General features: G+C 37.4%; 17 protein-coding genes and 1 CRISPR repeat array. Of the genes, 14 read left to right on the top strand and 3 right to left on the bottom strand.

Features of this window, described 5'->3' with window-relative positions:
- The first annotated feature begins 198 nt into the window (after positions 1-198).
- The 11 genes from NST59_RS11895 (at position 199) to cas2 (ending at position 11,166) form a co-directional block, all read left to right on the top strand.
- Complete coding sequence (locus tag NST59_RS11895; protein WP_341040624.1) at positions 199-498, top strand: hypothetical protein; 300 nt, start codon at positions 199-201, stop codon at positions 496-498.
- Positions 486-764 carry a GNAT family N-acetyltransferase gene (locus tag NST59_RS11890; RefSeq protein ID WP_341040623.1) on the top strand — a complete coding sequence of 93 codons (279 nt, stop codon included), beginning with the start codon at positions 486-488 and terminating at the stop codon, positions 762-764. The genes NST59_RS11895 and NST59_RS11890 overlap by 13 nt, the downstream gene beginning before the upstream one ends.
- Positions 765-780: 16 nt before the next feature.
- Complete coding sequence (locus NST59_RS11885) at positions 781-1,335, top strand: hypothetical protein (RefSeq protein WP_041086306.1); 555 nt, start codon at positions 781-783, stop codon at positions 1,333-1,335.
- Positions 1,336-1,490: 155 nt separating this feature from the next.
- The gene (locus NST59_RS11880) at positions 1,491-2,900 is read left to right on the top strand and encodes a polysaccharide deacetylase family protein (RefSeq protein ID WP_144490343.1); all 1,410 of its coding nucleotides are present in this window, start codon (positions 1,491-1,493) and stop codon (positions 2,898-2,900) included.
- 325 nt (positions 2,901-3,225) lie between these two features.
- Positions 3,226-5,661, top strand: a complete 2,436-nt coding sequence (cas3, locus tag NST59_RS11875; RefSeq protein ID WP_144490342.1) for a CRISPR-associated helicase Cas3' — start codon at positions 3,226-3,228, stop codon at positions 5,659-5,661.
- A 64-nt stretch (positions 5,662-5,725) separates the two neighbouring features.
- The gene (cas5c, locus tag NST59_RS11870) at positions 5,726-6,448 is read left to right on the top strand and encodes a type I-C CRISPR-associated protein Cas5c (protein ID WP_144490341.1); all 723 of its coding nucleotides are present in this window, start codon (positions 5,726-5,728) and stop codon (positions 6,446-6,448) included.
- Positions 6,445-8,322, top strand: a complete 1,878-nt coding sequence (cas8c, locus tag NST59_RS11865) for a type I-C CRISPR-associated protein Cas8c/Csd1 (protein ID WP_144490340.1) — start codon at positions 6,445-6,447, stop codon at positions 8,320-8,322. The genes cas5c and cas8c overlap by 4 nt, the downstream gene beginning before the upstream one ends.
- A gap of 3 nt (positions 8,323-8,325) precedes the next feature.
- On the top strand, positions 8,326-9,186 hold the full coding sequence (cas7c, locus tag NST59_RS11860) for a type I-C CRISPR-associated protein Cas7/Csd2 (protein ID WP_144490339.1): 861 nt from the start codon (positions 8,326-8,328) through the stop codon (positions 9,184-9,186).
- Positions 9,176-9,835, top strand: a complete 660-nt coding sequence (gene cas4, locus NST59_RS11855; protein WP_144490338.1) for a CRISPR-associated protein Cas4 — start codon at positions 9,176-9,178, stop codon at positions 9,833-9,835. Before cas7c ends, cas4 begins: the two co-directional genes overlap by 11 nt.
- A complete protein-coding gene (gene cas1c / locus NST59_RS11850) occupies positions 9,832-10,863 on the top strand; it encodes a type I-C CRISPR-associated endonuclease Cas1c (RefSeq protein ID WP_144490337.1) in 1,032 nt (343 codons plus the stop codon). Before cas4 ends, cas1c begins: the two co-directional genes overlap by 4 nt.
- A gap of 12 nt (positions 10,864-10,875) precedes the next feature.
- Positions 10,876-11,166 carry a CRISPR-associated endonuclease Cas2 gene (gene cas2 / locus NST59_RS11845; RefSeq protein ID WP_144490336.1) on the top strand — a complete coding sequence of 97 codons (291 nt, stop codon included), beginning with the start codon at positions 10,876-10,878 and terminating at the stop codon, positions 11,164-11,166.
- 179 nt (positions 11,167-11,345) lie between these two features.
- Positions 11,346-11,907: direct repeats of the CRISPR family, unit length 32 nt; unit sequence GTCGCACTCTACATGAGTGCGTGGATTGAAAG.
- A gap of 185 nt (positions 11,908-12,092) precedes the next feature.
- Here the strand turns inward: cas2 and NST59_RS11840 are convergent.
- Entirely contained in the window at positions 12,093-12,224 is a 132-nt protein-coding gene (locus tag NST59_RS11840; RefSeq protein WP_260980320.1) for a hypothetical protein, read from the bottom strand.
- Between the two features lie 115 nt (positions 12,225-12,339).
- Here NST59_RS11840 and NST59_RS11835 point away from each other — a divergent pair, with 115 nt between their 5' ends.
- From NST59_RS11835 to NST59_RS11825, 3 genes are read left to right on the top strand one after another with little or no spacing between them, the layout of a single operon-like run.
- Entirely contained in the window at positions 12,340-12,765 is a 426-nt protein-coding gene (locus tag NST59_RS11835; protein WP_144490335.1) for an NUDIX hydrolase, read from the top strand.
- 35 nt (positions 12,766-12,800) lie between these two features.
- Positions 12,801-13,217: a hypothetical protein gene (locus NST59_RS11830; protein WP_144490334.1), complete on the top strand. Its 417-nt coding sequence runs from the start codon at positions 12,801-12,803 to the stop codon at positions 13,215-13,217.
- A 15-nt stretch (positions 13,218-13,232) separates the two neighbouring features.
- Entirely contained in the window at positions 13,233-13,523 is a 291-nt protein-coding gene (locus NST59_RS11825) for a DUF3986 family protein (protein WP_260980319.1), read from the top strand.
- A 22-nt stretch (positions 13,524-13,545) separates the two neighbouring features.
- Here the strand turns inward: NST59_RS11825 and NST59_RS11820 are convergent, their stop codons facing one another.
- Both NST59_RS11820 and sigK read right to left on the bottom strand, forming a co-directional pair.
- On the bottom strand, positions 13,546-14,028 hold the full coding sequence (locus tag NST59_RS11820; RefSeq protein WP_144490333.1) for a DinB family protein: 483 nt from the start codon (positions 14,026-14,028) through the stop codon (positions 13,546-13,548).
- A 611-nt stretch (positions 14,029-14,639) separates the two neighbouring features.
- Positions 14,640-15,368, bottom strand: a complete 729-nt coding sequence (gene sigK, locus NST59_RS11815; RefSeq protein WP_034738387.1) for an RNA polymerase sporulation sigma factor SigK — start codon at positions 15,366-15,368, stop codon at positions 14,640-14,642.
- Positions 15,369-15,544: the final 176 nt, after the last annotated feature.

The raw sequence follows: 15,544 nt of genomic DNA, 5'->3' as shown, positions 1-15,544 counted from the left end.
TATTATATCTTAAGATATCTTTTAGTTCATCGCAATCCTTTTTTTTCATTTTTTTCATGAATTAGTTATAGATTAATATAAAAAAAGTGAAAAGATAAGTGAAAAAAGAATCGTTTTTGCTAGAATAAAACACGTAAACATGATCGGAAATACCTTGTTTTTACAGGTGAGGAAGCGAGTCAGAGAAGCTAATATCTTTTGATCAAAATCTCTTTTCAAGATAAAATTGGAAGTATCCATCATTCTTTTGGAGGTGATTTTCTGAATATTCGATTGTTAACAACAGATGATGCTGAAGAATATACAGCACTCAGACTAGAAGCACTGCAATTAAATCCAGAGGGTTTTGCGATGAGCTATGAGGAAGAGCAATTCAATACAAAGGACAAATATAAAGCGCGTTTTGCTTCGGCGCAATCTATGTGGACATTCGGCGCTTTTCATCAAGGGCAGCTTGTGGGGCAGTCACGCTCATCCAAGAAACCTTGCAGAAGTTAAAGCACCGAGCGAATCTGACTGCGATGTATGTAACACCTAGTGCTCGCGGAATGGGTGCAGGCAATGCCTTAATGACGAAAGCTCTTTCCTTGGCGCAAGAACAGCAGGACATCGAGCAAGTGTATTTATCAGTGGTGACAACTAATCATTCAGCAAAGCGCCTCTATCGCTCCGTTGGATTTGAGTCGTACGCTGTCGAAGAAAAAGCGTTAAAATGGGCTGATACATATGCAGATGAGGAAAAAATGGTTTTATTTTTATCATAGACTGGAGGAGATAGAAGTGAATCAACAGGCCATGCGCATTACGTTAGCAGCAGGACCCAATAGTGAGTTGGAATCTTTTGCACTGCGTGCAGCACTTGAAAACTTCGGCGCGAAAGTCGATATGCATTGGATTGGAAGACCAAATGACCTGATTCATGTGTTATCTGGTAGAAATAGAGGAGAAATAGATTACCTTCTTTTATCGTTTCATGGTGAAGAAGGAGCATTTATCATGCCTGAATTAGGGGAAGATGTATACGAAGATGAAGAGCCTAGGGATACTGCTTTTGGAGCGGATGAAATCAAGCGGTATGCTTCCTTAGAAGGAGTTCATGTTATCTCTACAGGCTGCACACTAGGAGAGAAAAATCTAGCAGATGCTTTTTTAGAGGCAGGAGCTACATCTTATTCGGCGCCGGACGATTACATAGATGGGAATGCAGCTTTTATCTTTGTGCTGACCATGATGTACGAGCTCATGAACAATACAAAGACAGTCAGAGCGGCATTTGATCGAGCGCGTTCCATAGATGAAGAAACGAAATTATTTCAACTATATATGCAAAAATAATCAAAGGACTGAGAAATCAGTCCTTTTTTATTCCTCTCTAAAAATGTGTCGAAAATGTGACGGTTTTGTGATTTGCAAACTAAAAAGGGGGCATGCAAAGTCTATCCTACAAACACGTCATTCAGGTATGACGGCATCACGAGAGGAGAATCATTGTGTCAATTAAATGGAAAGTCAGTCTCGTCCTATGCGGACTTGCGATGATCATAGGAATCGCCGCGTTTTATCATAATCAGCAGGCAAGCGGGACAGAGAAGAAGAAGGTAGCACCCGATGCGAGCTATAAAGAAGTTGAAATTGTGACCCTCGTGAATGACGGGAGATACTTGAGATATGCTGTGAACTATCCTGTGTTTCATCAAAAAAAGCTAGATCAAGAGATGAAAAGATTTGCAGAAACAGAGCTCGATAAATTCAAAACATCATTTAGTGAAGCAAGTGATGTCGATGAAGATCATCGATACGAATTAAACATAGATTACGAGATTACTCATTACGCCAAACAAACTGCTGCGATCAAATTCAATACATATGAATTGAAAGGCGGAGTAAAAGGCTCACATGAAACGAAGATATTCAATTTTGATTTCAAGAAACAGCATTTTTTATCGATAGATGATCTATTTTTATCAAAGAGAGAAAGTCTGAAAAAACTGTCTCAAATGACATTTGAGGAGTTAAAAAAAGATCGCTCTCTTGCTGAACACAAGCATTTGCTTAAACAAGGAACATCTCCTGAGGCAGAGCATTATCAGTATTTTGCCATTAAAGATCGTTTTATTGAATTCTACTTCCCAGCAGGGCAAATTGCACCAGACAAGAAAGGCCCTCAAGTGCTGGCGATTAAGAAAACACTGCTTAAAGGAATGTTAAAGCCAGAATACATCAATAAAGAAAAGAACAAAAACGAGAAAAAAGAACCGATCGCAAAAAGAAAGATTGTAAAACTGCCTAAACAGCGAATATTTAACCCACATCAAAAAGCCATTGCCCTTACATTTGATGATGGACCAAATCCATCAACGACTTCAAAGATCTTAACTGCTTTAAAAGAAAACAAAGGACACGCGACATTTTTTGTATTAGGAAGCAGGGTTCAATATTATCCCGATATGCTAGGTGAAATCAGAAAAGGTGGAAATGAAATCGGAAATCATTCCTATAACCACCCTTTACTCACAAGATTGCCATTAAAACAAGCCATCAAACAAGTAGAAGATACGCAGCAAATTATTGAAAAAGCTAGCGGATTCACACCGACTCACTTTAGACCGCCATATGGTGGAACAAACGGGCAGATCAACGAAGCTGTCAACATGAAAGTTACGCTTTGGGACGTTGATCCTGAAGACTGGAAATATCGCAACAGCCAATACGTCGCAAACTACATTCTTTCACATGCGTCTAGCGGAGAAACCGTCTTAATGCACGACATCTATGACACCTCTGCCAACGCAGCTGTCACGATCATCAACGAATTGACGAAGCAAGGATATCAGTTACTAACAGTATCGGAGCTTGAGCAGTGGAAGGAAGCACGGGCGAAGAAAAACAAACAAAATTAATGATAATAAGTATGGTGCGAACCCTAGGGAAACATAAAAAGCCTCGAGGATTCGCACCATTATTTTTTATGAAAATATCCATAAATTTATATTTTATTCGTTTCTCCATGAGAAATCACAAATTTTTAAAATAATAATATTTAAAATAATGTATGAAATGGTATAATTTTCTTTTGAATGACTGTCGCACATGAATGCGTGGATTGAAATAAGTCAATCACACATCTTGTCCGAGATTTGAAAGACGTCGCACCCTATAATTCAACATGTGTTGTAAAAACCCACATATATACACAAACCCTAAAAATCAATGAAGGAGTTAACGATGAACTATATTGCACATGTCAGAAAACAAGATGGTGCTATTCAAACTGTTTCCGATCATTTATTAGAAGTGAAGTCATTATGTGAGAGGTTCGGAGATAAGCTTGGCATTCGCCATATAGCTGGATTGGCAGGAGTTCTTCATGATTTAGGAAAATACTCCAAAGAGTTTCAACAATATATTCGTGAAGCAGTTGATTCTCCCGATCATCCTCCACAGAGAGGGCGTGTCGATCACTCAACGGCAGGGGGGCGTATGCTGTACAAGATGTTTCATGGTTCCCCAAACAATCGCTATTATACTCTTTTGGTAGAAATTGTTTCTAATGCAGTGATTTCTCATCATTCGGATTTGCAAGATTTTTTAAATCAAAATGCAGACTCGCCTTTTTTGACAAGAGTCAAAGATAAAGAAACACCAGAATTAAAAGATTTACCTTTGATTCAAAACCGATTTTTTGAAGAGGTGATGAATGAAACTGTATTTCGTTCTTACGTTCAAAAAGCAGTAAAGGAATTAAAAAACTATACCTTGACTTCAACAAAGTCGATATATGACCAATCTTTTTATTTATCTAAATTTGTTTTTAGTACATTGATTGATGCAGATCGCACCAACTCTCGTCTTTTTGAAGAGAAACAGAAAACAATTGCATCTGTTCAAATAGACCAATTATTTAAAACGTTTCATCAGAGATTGTTATCCCATTTGGATACGTTTAATTTAACTAGCCATCCAATCAATCAACTGAGAAACGACATGTCCTTACAGTGCGCAGAACGAGCAAAACATCCTTCAGATATTTATACACTGTCTATTCCTACTGGTGGTGGGAAGACGTTGGCTAGTCTTCGGTATGCACTGGAACATGCGCTTTACTATGGTAAAAAGAAAATTATTTATGTTGTGCCATACACAACAATTATCGAACAAAATGCAGCTGAATTAAGAAAGGTGTTACAGGATGATCGGCACATTTTAGAGCATCATTCTAATGTCATTGAGAGTGCAGATGATGTAGCAGAAGATCAAGAGGAGTTGGATGAATCTGCTCTCAATCGAAGCTATCAATTGAAATTAGCGAGAGATAACTGGGATTCGCCAATTATTTTAACGACAATGGTACAGTTTTTAAATGTTTTTTATGCGAAAGGTAATCGCAATACGAGAAGACTACATCAAATCGCAGAATCGATCGTGATATTTGATGAAGTACAGAAGGTACCAACCTCTTGTGTGTCTTTATTTAATGAAACCGTAAATTTCCTCAAAGAAAAAGCGAGTTGTAGTGTTGTACTTTGTACAGCTACTCAGCCAGCATTGCACCTTGTGAAAAAAAGTCTAGAGTTGAACCAAGATGCTGAAATGATTCAGTCTATCGATGAAGTAATCGAAGCATTTCGCCGGGTGGATATGATCGATTGTGCCACTCAAGAATCGTTTAATCATGAGCAATTGCAAATGTTTGTTCAAAAACAATTGCAACGTGTAAACAGTGTATTAGTTATTTTAAACACAAAATCAGTTGTCAAAAGCTTATTTGAAGGTTTACAACAACTAAACTTACCTGTCTACCATTTAAGTACATCGATGTGTGCTGCACATCGTCAAGATACTTTAAAAAAAGTCTATACTCATTTAAGAAACCAAGAACCGGTCATTTGCATAAGTACCCAGTTAATTGAAGCTGGTGTGGATATAAGCTTTCAATGCGTTATACGCTCTTTAGCAGGACTCGATTCCATTGCACAAGCAGCGGGTCGCTGTAATCGAAATGGAGAAAAGGAAAAAGGGCTTGTTTATATTATTGATCATCAAGAAGAAAAACTGGCACATCTTCGCGAAATACAGGTGGGTAGTCAAATTGTTAAGGTTATGTTAAGAGACTTAAAAATGGATCCCTCTGCTTATGGAGGGCACTTGCTTTCTAGGGAGGCCATGAACTATTATTTTCAACATTTTTATTTAAAGTTTGAGACGAGGTTAGACTACCCGATTAAAGCTCTTGAGAAAAGCATGATTGAATTAATAACTGCATCAAGGAGTGGAAACGGTGGTTACCATGCTGCCTATACTTTTAAACATGATAAAAAGCTGCCACTTTGTTTAGCTAGCAGTTATAAAACTGCAAGTGATCATTTTAAAGTAATTGATCAAACAACGACAAGTGTCATCGTTCCCTATCATGAAAAAGGGAAAGCAATCATCGCCGAACTTAATGGTACACATCAGGTCAACTTAAATCAGTTACTTAAAGATGCTCAGCGATACTCAATTAATATCTTATCTTGTCAAAAGGATGAGTTAATAAGGCAGGGAGGTCTTCACAGCTATTGGGAAGGTCAAATCTTTTGTTTGACAGAAGGTGCATACGATCAGAAGAATTTCGGCTTGAATTTAGAGAATGATAGTTCTATGGAAACAGCAATATTTTAAAATAGTAAAATTTTACATTTTTGAGATGTTGTGTTATGTTCATTTTATGTTAGGAGGTGTTGGAATGAGAAACTCAATTTCATTCCGCTTGTATGGGAATTATGCGCTATTTACTGATCCTTTAACAAAAATGGGTGGCGAGAAGTACTCTTATCATATTCCTACATATCAGGCGATAAAGGGAATCGTCGAATCAATTTATTGGAAACCTACTTTATTGATGGTTGTTGATAAAATAAGGGTCATGAAACCAATTAAAATGGAATCAAAAGGAGTACGGCCAATTGAGTATGGAAGAGGAAAAAATACACTGGCACACTATACATATTTACAAGATGTAGAATATCAGGTGCAAGCTCATTTTGAATTTAATTTTCATCGATCTGACTTGGTATTTGATCGAAATGAACATAAACATCATAATATCTTGAAGCGTGCACTTAATGTTGGGGGCAGACGAGATATTTTTCTTGGCACAAGAGAATGCCAAGGCTACGTTGAACCGTGTGAATTTGGCGAAGGAACAGGCTACTATGACGATTATGGTGATATTCACTTTGGTACGATGGTACATGGACTGAACTATCCTGATGAAACAGGCGGTCAGCATTTAGAGGTGCGATTATGGAATCCTTTGATGACAAATGGGTATATTCAATTTATACGACCTGAAGAATGCCAGCTCGTGAGGCAAGTAAAAGAAATGGATGTCAAACAGTTCGATCAGGATCATATCGAAAGCGTAGATGAACTGTTTACTCAAATTAAAGGAGAAATAGGCTCATGAGCTGGCTTTTGAGCTTGTATGAAACATATCAAGATAATCTAGATCGTATTGGAAAGATAGAAGAAAGATTCTACGGAGATAAATCTAAAACGTTTACACTTCTACCAATTTCACACACAACACAAACCGCACATATTGAAGTTCTTGTAACAAAAGAAGGAGCATTTCATTCAGCTAAAATTACAGATCAGGAAGATGCAGTAACTGTTATCCCTTGCACAGAAGCCTCTTCTAGTCGTGCAGGCAGTGTTGTTGCGCCATATCCTTTACATGATAAGCTCATGTATGTCGCAGGAGATTATGAGGCGTATGGTGGACAAAGGAGAGAACATTTTCATCGTTATATCGAAAATTTGGAATTATGGGCCAATTCACCTTATGCACATTCTAAATTGAGTAGTATTTTAGCTTATTTGAAACAGAAAACTCTTATCCGGAATTTAGTGAATGAAGGTATTCTTCACGTTGATGAAAATAATCATTTGATAGAGAAATGGGATAAAAAATATGGTGAAATCAAGCCCGATATTTTTTCTGTCTTAGCGAGTGATCAACTTAGTGCTTTTATACGATTTGATGTTCATACTTATCCTGAAATAAGTCGTAAAGTGTGGAATGATATAGAAATGTATAATTCATTCGTTCGGTTTTATAACACTTTATTAAATAATGAAGATGTTTGTTTTGTGAAAGGAGAAGTCATTCCTTATACAGAAAGACATGCTAATAAAATACGTCATTCAGGGGATAAGGCGAAGTTGATATCGTCAAACGATACAAGCGGCTTTACTTTTAGAGGACGTTTTGATAAAAGTCAGCAAGTTGCAAGTGTTGGCTATGAAGTATCGCAAAAAGCACACAATGCATTAAAATGGCTAATTCAATATCAAGGCAAATCAATAGATCAAAGAGTATTTCTAGTTTGGCAGCATGATCAATTACAAATTCCTTCACCTTTTGATGACCCGTATTCATTTGAAGATTTTCCTGAAAAGAAGGAAAGTTTTACTGCAAGAGAGTATGCAAAAGAAATCAGTAAAGCACTAGCTGGATACGAGCATGATTTTCGACTGAAAAAAAGAGATATTCATATCTTAATTTTAGATGCAGCTACAACGGGTCGGCTTGCTGTACTCGACTATATCAACATGGACAAGCATTTATATTTAAACAGGTTAAATCATTGGTATGTGTCGTGCTGTTGGAGACAGCATTACGCCGAGGGAAAATCGTCTATTGGGACACCAACTCCAAAAGATATCGCCTTTGCCATGTACGGTCCTCAAGTGAAGGAACAATTGATAAAAGAGGTTGCAAGTCGTCTAGTTCCTTATATTGTTGGAGATCAAAGGAATCAGAACATACCAAAAGATATTGTTAACCTTGCCATTCAGCGTGCCTCTAACCCTGTCGCAATGAAAACTTGGGAATGGGAAAAAACGTTAGGTATTGCATGTGCATTAGTAAATATAAAGGAGGAAATGGAAGTGGCTTTAGACCAGTCAAATACAGACAGAAGTTATCTATTTGGACGATTGCTTGCCATTGCAGATGTGCTAGAGAGACGTGCTCTTGGAAGTGATGAACAAAGAGCAACGAATGCGATACGTTATATGAATGCATTCTCAAGACAACCAGAACGTACATGGACAACAATATATGCAGCGTTACAGCCTTACCGGGTGAAACTGGGAGCAAGAAGCATGTACCTAGAAATAATGATGGATGAGGTTCTTTCTTCCTTTGCAGTAGACGATTATACAAACAAACCGTTATCAGGGAAATATATTTTAGGTTTTTCCAGTCAACGACACGCATTATATCAAAAAAGAAATCGAGCAGAAATGAATGGCACTGACGAAAAAGGGGAGTAGGATATGAATACATTGAACAAAAAAATTGATTTTGCAGTTGTGCTATCTGTCCATAAAGCGAATCCAAATGGGGATCCACTTAACGGAAATCGACCAAGGCAAACCCATGAAGGGTATGGGGAGATTTCTGATGTAGCCATTAAAAGAAAAATCAGAAATCGTTTATTAGATATGGGAGAATCTATTTTTGTCCAATCAAACGATCGGAAGGTAGATGGGTTTAGTAGTTTAAAAGAGCGGGCTGAATCTGATATTGACTTTGGAAAACGTCTGAAAGATAAAAAAACTACTACGGATGAGATTGCCAGAGTAGCATGTGAGAAATGGATTGATGTACGCAGTTTTGGTCAAGTCTTTGCTTTTAAGGGGGCAGGTGGAGGTGTTTCTGTAGGAGTGAGGGGACCTGTTTCCATCCATACCGCAACCAGTATTACTCCCATAGACTTGACTAGTATGCAGATCACTAAGAGTGTAAACAGTGAACCTGGTGAGAAAAAAGGTTCTGATACGATGGGAATGAAACATCGAGTAGAACATGGCGTTTATATCTTTTATGGAAGTATCAACACGCAATTAGCTGAGAAAACAGGTTTTACAGAAAAAGATGCAGAGAATATAAAAGAAGCACTTTGTACCTTATTTGAAAATGATGCTTCATCTGCACGTCCCGAAGGAAGTATGGAAGTAAATAAAGTGATTTGGTGGGAGCACCAATCGAAGATGGGGCAGTATTCGTCTGCCAAAGTTCATCGATTGGTGAATATAGAGCCATTACACGGTGAACCAAAAACATTTGAGAAAGACTATCAATTCAGAGTATCAGAATTAGAAGGTTTACAATATCAGGTATTGGATGGGAAATAATAGAGAAGAAGAGTACTTAATGCTGTCTGGTATTCAACATTTTCAATTCTGTAAAAGGCAATGGGCGTTAATTCATATCGAACAACAATGGGCAGAGAATGTAAATACCATTGAAGGACAGTTTCTTCATCAAAAAGCTGATAACCCATTTGTGAGAGAGAAGAGAAAAGATAAATTAATTGTAAGAGGAATGCCAATTGTATCTCACCAGCTCAAAATAAGCGGGGTTTGTGACGTCGTTGAATTTATCTTGCACAAAAAAGGAGTCTACATTCCTAGTTTAGAAGAGAATTACCTTGTTTACCCTGTCGAGTATAAAAGAGGGAAGCCAAAATTGAATGATGCAGACATCCTTCAATTGACTGCTCAAGCTGTCTGTTTAGAAGAAATGCTTCTTTGTGATATTCAGTCTGGTTACATTTATTATCATGAAATCAAACAAAGGGTGGAAGTACCAATTACGACGGAAAATAGAATAAAAGCAAAAGTTGTGGTTACAGAGATGCTGGATTTTTTTGAGAGGCGTCGCACTCCTCAGGTGAAAACAGGAAAATTTTGCAAAAAATGCTCGCTTCAACACATTTGTTTGCCTAGTTTGATGAATAAAAGAACGGTCAAACAGTATATTGAAAGGGCGATGGATGAATGAGGAAGTTATTAAACACAATATTTATTACCCAGCCTGAAGTATATTTATCTTTGGATGGAGAGAATATTGTTTTACTTAATGAAAAAGAAAAAGTAGGTCGTCTTCCTCTTCATAATATCGAGGGAATTGTTTCTTTTGGCTATAGGGGCATAAGTCCTGCTTTAATGGGTTATTGTGCAGAAAATCATATTTCGATAGTGTTTTTAACCAAGAGTGGACGATTTTTGGCGCGAGTCTCAGGGAAAAGCAGAGGAAATGTCACATTGAGAAAAAAACAGTATCAAGTCTCAGAACGTCAAGATACTTCAGTTGAAGTTGCAAGGAATTTTATATTTGGCAAGATATATAATCATAAATGGATGCTTGAGCGAATGACAAGAGATTACCCATTGAGAATAAATGTACCGGTATTTAAGCAAACGACGCAACACATTTCAGATATTTTGGCTAATGTGAGGGTCGAGTCTGATTTAGATAGGTTAAGAGGCTTAGAAGGACAGGCAGCTTCTGCATACTATCGAGTATTCGATGAAATGATTCTTCAGCAAAAAGAATCGTTCTCTTTCCATTCTCGTTCTAGAAGACCACCACTTGATCCGATCAATGCCATGCTTTCATTTGCTTATACATTACTCGCTAATGATGTAGCTGCAGCACTAGAAGGAGTTGGATTAGACGCTTATGTAGGTTTTCTTCATAGGGACCGCCCTGGACGCATATCACTCGCCTTAGATGTGATGGAGGAACTAAGAGGGGTATATGCTGATAAATTTGTCTTAACAATCGTAAATAAGAAAATGATTTCGCCATCTGACTTTGTAAAAAAAGAAAATGGTGCAGTTATGATGACAGATAAAGGTCGAAAAACTTTTTTAACTGCATGGCAAAATCGAAAACAAGAGAAAATCAAACATCCTTTTCTAGGTGAAAAAATTGCTTGGGGATTAGTACCTCACGCACAAGCACTCCTTCTCGCAAGATTTTTACGTAATGATTTAGATGAATATCCACCATTTCTTTGGAAGTAGGTGATGTTTTTTATGATGGTTGTGATTACGTATGATGTCAGTACAATTGATAGAGATGGGCAACGGAGACTAAGGAAAATATCGAAAATTTGTCAAAACTATGGTCAAAGAGTACAACATTCTGTATTTGAATGTATTGTAGATTCAACGGAATTTGCAACATTGAAGAATCAGTTGTTGCAAGCTATTAATGAAGAAAAAGATAGTATTCGATTTTACCAAATGGGTAACCAATATCGAAAAAAAGTAGAACAGGTTGGTGCAAAGGAAACAATTTTTGTAGAAGATCCTTTTATTTTTTAAGTGCGAATGTGAGGTGCACATAAATTCCCTGAAGCATTCGCACCTAAAAAGAAAGATTTTTCGACAAACTCTATCTCTATTTGTCTCAATAATTTATACTTTGTATCAACAGAAGGGACTTTTTTATCTGATTATCATAAAAAAGAGCTGTTTTATTTATTTTTTTACTGAAAATCGCTGTCGCACTCTACATGAGTGCGTGGATTGAAAGCATCATCTGCTTATGGAATGGTAAAACCGTTGGCGTCGCACTCTACATGAGTGCGTGGATTGAAAGAAAGCAGGGTAATGGCTTTCTAACATAAAAATACAGTCGCACTCTACATGAGTGCGTGGATTGAAAGATTCCAGAGGAAAAGGCAAAAGAGAAAATGGCTACTGTCGCACTCTACATGAGTGCGTGGATTGAAAGCTTTACCTTTTAAAAAGTCTTGCCATACCTTTTGTCGCACTCTACATGAGTGCGTGGATTGAAAGATAAATCACGTTTGACCATATATCCTTGACATTGTCGCACTCTACATGAGTGCGTGGATTGAAAGTTGACAGCTACACGCACGACCTTGTCCTCACCTAGTCGCACTCTACATGAGTGCGTGGATTGAAAGCCCTTTTGGATCATTGATCTGAACACGTTCACCTAGTCGCACTCTACACGAGTGCGTGGATTGAAAGTTGCAAGTATCTGCACGCCTTATTAAGTTTTGATGTCGCACTCTACATGAGTGCGTGGATTGAAAGTTTGAGTATTCAGAGGAAGGAATAGCTGTAGCCGTCGCACTCTACTTTAAAATAAGAGGAAAAGGTTAGTTAATGCTAATGGAATAATTGCTGCGATAAAATTATGTAAAGGAAAGAGTGTTTAAGCGGTATTGATGAGAATTATTACCTTATGTAATAAGCTCAAGAATAGGAATAATAGTTTTTCATTGTTTCGTTTTTTGATGTTCTAACAGTTGAATGATTTTCTCGTTTGACCCTTTCATTTGTCTTAATAGAGAAACGGTATTCCCTGTAAATCCTATAAGGATAATATGTAAATTGATGATCATCCACATGCTCTGGCCTCCAATCGCTGACTACTAATACAGTATAATAAGAATGTATAAAATGAACAGTTCGTGTCATAAATCCGACAATTTATGTGAATGGAGAATGTTGAGGGGGATTTATTTGAAACGAGTAGACGTGGTTTCAGCTATTATTTATGACGAGGAAGAAAATCTATTAACGGTCAAGAATGTAAAGGGATATTGGGAACTTCCGGGCGGTGCTGTGGAAAAAGGTGAACACCTGCAGCAGGCTGTCATCCGTGAAGTGAAAGAAGAGACAGGGTATGTTGTCAAAGTAAATGAACTTCATTCGGTTCGAGAAGCATTCTTTCAAGATAAAAAGCATCATGCGCTAATCATTACGTTCTTTGCGGAAATAATCGGGGGAGAGATGAACATTCTAGATCCGGATCAGGATATTGAAGAGGTAAATTGGGTCAATACTCAAACCTTTCAAAAGCTAAACCCAAAGCTATATCACATGCTAAAATTAAACCAACAAACAAAAACTTTTTATGATTTTGAGGGAAATAGAACAATTGGTTAAATCCAAATTGATATAGGCATGAAGGAGCGATATTGATGTTTTTATACTACGGACCCATAGGAGCTCCAGTAGAAAATCCGGGAGAAGAATTCATGAAAAAAATCTTCTTCCAGGAGGATGAAGAGTATTGGAAACAAGGTAACGGGGAATCTTCCATTGAGATAGAGGAAGTTTGGGAATGTGAAAGTCTAGTTTTCTTTTATACTGAACCGTATGGATTCTTTATCATCAGATATCCAGATTTTTTAGTCCCTTTTCAAAAGGTAGAAAAGATTGAAACGATCGAGCATTTGGTCGCTGGATCACCATTGTATGTGCCATCGTGCAGCTATGTCGACCGTAATCAGGCGTATGAAATCGTTCAACATTTTTTGACGACAAAACAGGTACCTGATCTTGTTGATTGGGTTGAGTTGAGGAATATTGATTTTCAGCATAATGTGAAAAGTTAAGGGAGTAAGGTGAAAGTGTGTACAAATGAAAGAATACATAGTTTAGATGAGAGTATGCATTTACATGTAGGATATGATGAACAAGGTTATGATTATGAAGGCGTCTTTTTTAAGAGTTTAGAAACAGGAAGATGGTTATTGTTTTTTGATCAGAAAAGTTACGGGTTGAATCTCTTAAAGAGTTATGAGGAATACGACCATTTAGGCTTATTCATTGGGGAATATCCAATTGAAGATGATCAAATTGAAGAGGAAGGTCAGCGATTATTTGAGTGTTTTTTAAAAGGAAATGGCATAGTGGGATAAATGAATGGATCTTTAACTGACCTTACTTTTCATAAGCATGTACTGATTTTAACTTTCTACCGATAAAATTAGCAGATACAGGTGTTAATTCTTTTTCTCTTGCCCAAACAGAAAGTTGACCGATATGGTGAATTTCGTGGGCAATTATATGATGTAATATTTCATTTGTAGTGTATTCACCTTTATCCCAAGGAACTGTTACTATTCGATCTTGTTTTCCATCTAAATGAGATTTTAAAAATTCAACTATTTCATGTCGTAAAGTAGTTGAGAGCGTTTTTACTTTCGCCAGAGTCTTGTAATCATCAAAATCTAATACCACGTCTTCTTTACCCTGAATACCACGAATCCAACTATATTCAACATCCATAATGTGAAAAAGAGTGTATAAAATACTCCCTACTCCACCTGTGCGGTCTTGTAGCAACTCTTCTGTTGTTAGTTGATTACACCAGTTAATCCATTCGTCTCTCACCTGCCAGTTGTACTCAAAAAACTTATTCATTATCATCACTCCAAAGTTAAATTGTTTGTTTAATTACTGCTATCTCTTAAAGATATTCTTGTTGAATTAAACGACACAATGTAAATGATCTGGTGTCAGTTTAGAACCAATCATACTATCAACCTTGTTTTCATAACATAGCCCTTGGAAACTGTTACGTTTATAGCGTCTCTTGCAGCAAGTTGTTATTTTTGGTAAGTGGTAGTTTATCTACAATTACTAACCCCGAATATTTGTTCCTATATTGATTATACTAAGCTTTCTGACTGGTATCAAATAACAATAACAACATTTTAAATTGATTAGCAAGAATAAATGAATCATTATATTTTATTTTTTCGTATTTAAATTTTTAAGCATAAATACAGAATACAATACTTATATGCAAATCGCTTTGTCATCATTTCCTGCAGCTCTCTAAATAGTGGGGCATAATGAATAGGATTTCCTTCATGTCTTAGTTCATGAACATGACCAAAATCTTGCCATTGTTTTGAGGGCTAAGGCGGCAGCTATTATCAAAAGAAATGCAGAGAGACAGTAGCTTATTGCCGAAATAAAAAACAGACCTCATGAGGTCTGTTTTTGTTAAAAGTTAGGGAAATTCATTTTCACTTCCCCTTCTCCCGCTTCCGTTTTTCCTTCTCCGCCCGGTAAAACTCATGAAACATCTTCATTAGCGCCCGCTTCTCAATCCGTGACACATAGCTTCGTGATATCCCAAGCTCCTTGGCTATTTCTCGCTGCGTTTTTTCTTTCTTTAAATCAAGGCCGAACCGTCCGACGATGACTTCTTTTTCTCGGCCGTCGAGAATGTCGATATACTCCTTTACTTTTTCAAGCTCCATGTTGAGCTGAATGGTATCGATCACATCTTCATTTTCGGATTTTAAGACATCGATTAATGAAATTTCGTTGCCTTCTTTATCCTGACCGATTGGGTCATGCAAGGAGACATCTTTTTTCGTTTTTTTGAGGGCGCGTAAGTGCATGAGAATTTCATTTTCAATACACCGCGCCGCATACGTTGCAAGCTTTGTTCCTTTTCCAGAGGAATAGCTTTCGATGGCTTTAATGAGTCCGATCGTCCCGATGGAGATGAGGTCTTCAGCGTCTTCCCCGGTATTTTCAAATTTCTTTACAATATGGGCGACGAGCCGAAGGTTATGTTCAATCAGCATGTTTCTTGCGTGTTCATCGCCCTGTGCCATGAGGGCTAAGTATTTTTTTTCATCATCTCCCGAAAGGGGCTGTGGAAAGGCATTGTTTTTGACATAGGACACTAAAAACACCAATTCTTTGACCATCAATCCCATCGCTGTAAATACTCCTGCCACGATTTTCACCTCCACCATGTTTAGGCTGCTGCCTATATCCTCAAATGTATGTGAAGGAGGGATTGTCTGTGTCTGTACGATGAAAAAATCATCTTTTTCAAAAAAATCGTGCTTCTGTTCGTCTCTTTTTTATGTTTGCGGTTTCTTTTCGGTGCTTGGCGGTCAAGAAGCGTGCTAAA

It is taken from the genome of Bacillus sp. FSL R5-0439 (assembly GCF_038008805.1).
GTDB lineage: Bacteria > Bacillota > Bacilli > Bacillales > Bacillaceae > Bacillus > Bacillus safensis.
Note: the sequence above shows the minus strand (reverse complement) of the source record. Positions and strands in the feature narration are given on the sequence as shown.

What these genes read in the sequence shown, in the direction of transcription:
- cas3 (WP_144490342.1), top strand. Translation starts at nt 3,226, where the DNA reads ATGAACTATATTGCACATGTCAGAAAACAAGATGGTGCTATTCAAACT.
- cas5c (WP_144490341.1), top strand. Translation starts at nt 5,726, where the DNA reads ATGAGAAACTCAATTTCATTCCGCTTGTATGGGAATTATGCGCTATTT.
- cas8c (WP_144490340.1), top strand. Translation starts at nt 6,445, where the DNA reads ATGAGCTGGCTTTTGAGCTTGTATGAAACATATCAAGATAATCTAGAT.
- cas7c (WP_144490339.1), top strand. Translation starts at nt 8,326, where the DNA reads ATGAATACATTGAACAAAAAAATTGATTTTGCAGTTGTGCTATCTGTC.
- cas4 (WP_144490338.1), top strand. Translation starts at nt 9,176, where the DNA reads ATGGGAAATAATAGAGAAGAAGAGTACTTAATGCTGTCTGGTATTCAA.
- cas1c (WP_144490337.1), top strand. Translation starts at nt 9,832, where the DNA reads ATGAGGAAGTTATTAAACACAATATTTATTACCCAGCCTGAAGTATAT.
- cas2 (WP_144490336.1), top strand. Translation starts at nt 10,876, where the DNA reads ATGATGGTTGTGATTACGTATGATGTCAGTACAATTGATAGAGATGGG.
- NST59_RS11840 (WP_260980320.1), bottom strand. Translation starts at nt 12,224, where the DNA reads ATGTGGATGATCATCAATTTACATATTATCCTTATAGGATTTACAGGG.
- NST59_RS11830 (WP_144490334.1), top strand. Translation starts at nt 12,801, where the DNA reads ATGTTTTTATACTACGGACCCATAGGAGCTCCAGTAGAAAATCCGGGA.
- NST59_RS11820 (WP_144490333.1), bottom strand. Translation starts at nt 14,028, where the DNA reads ATGAATAAGTTTTTTGAGTACAACTGGCAGGTGAGAGACGAATGGATT.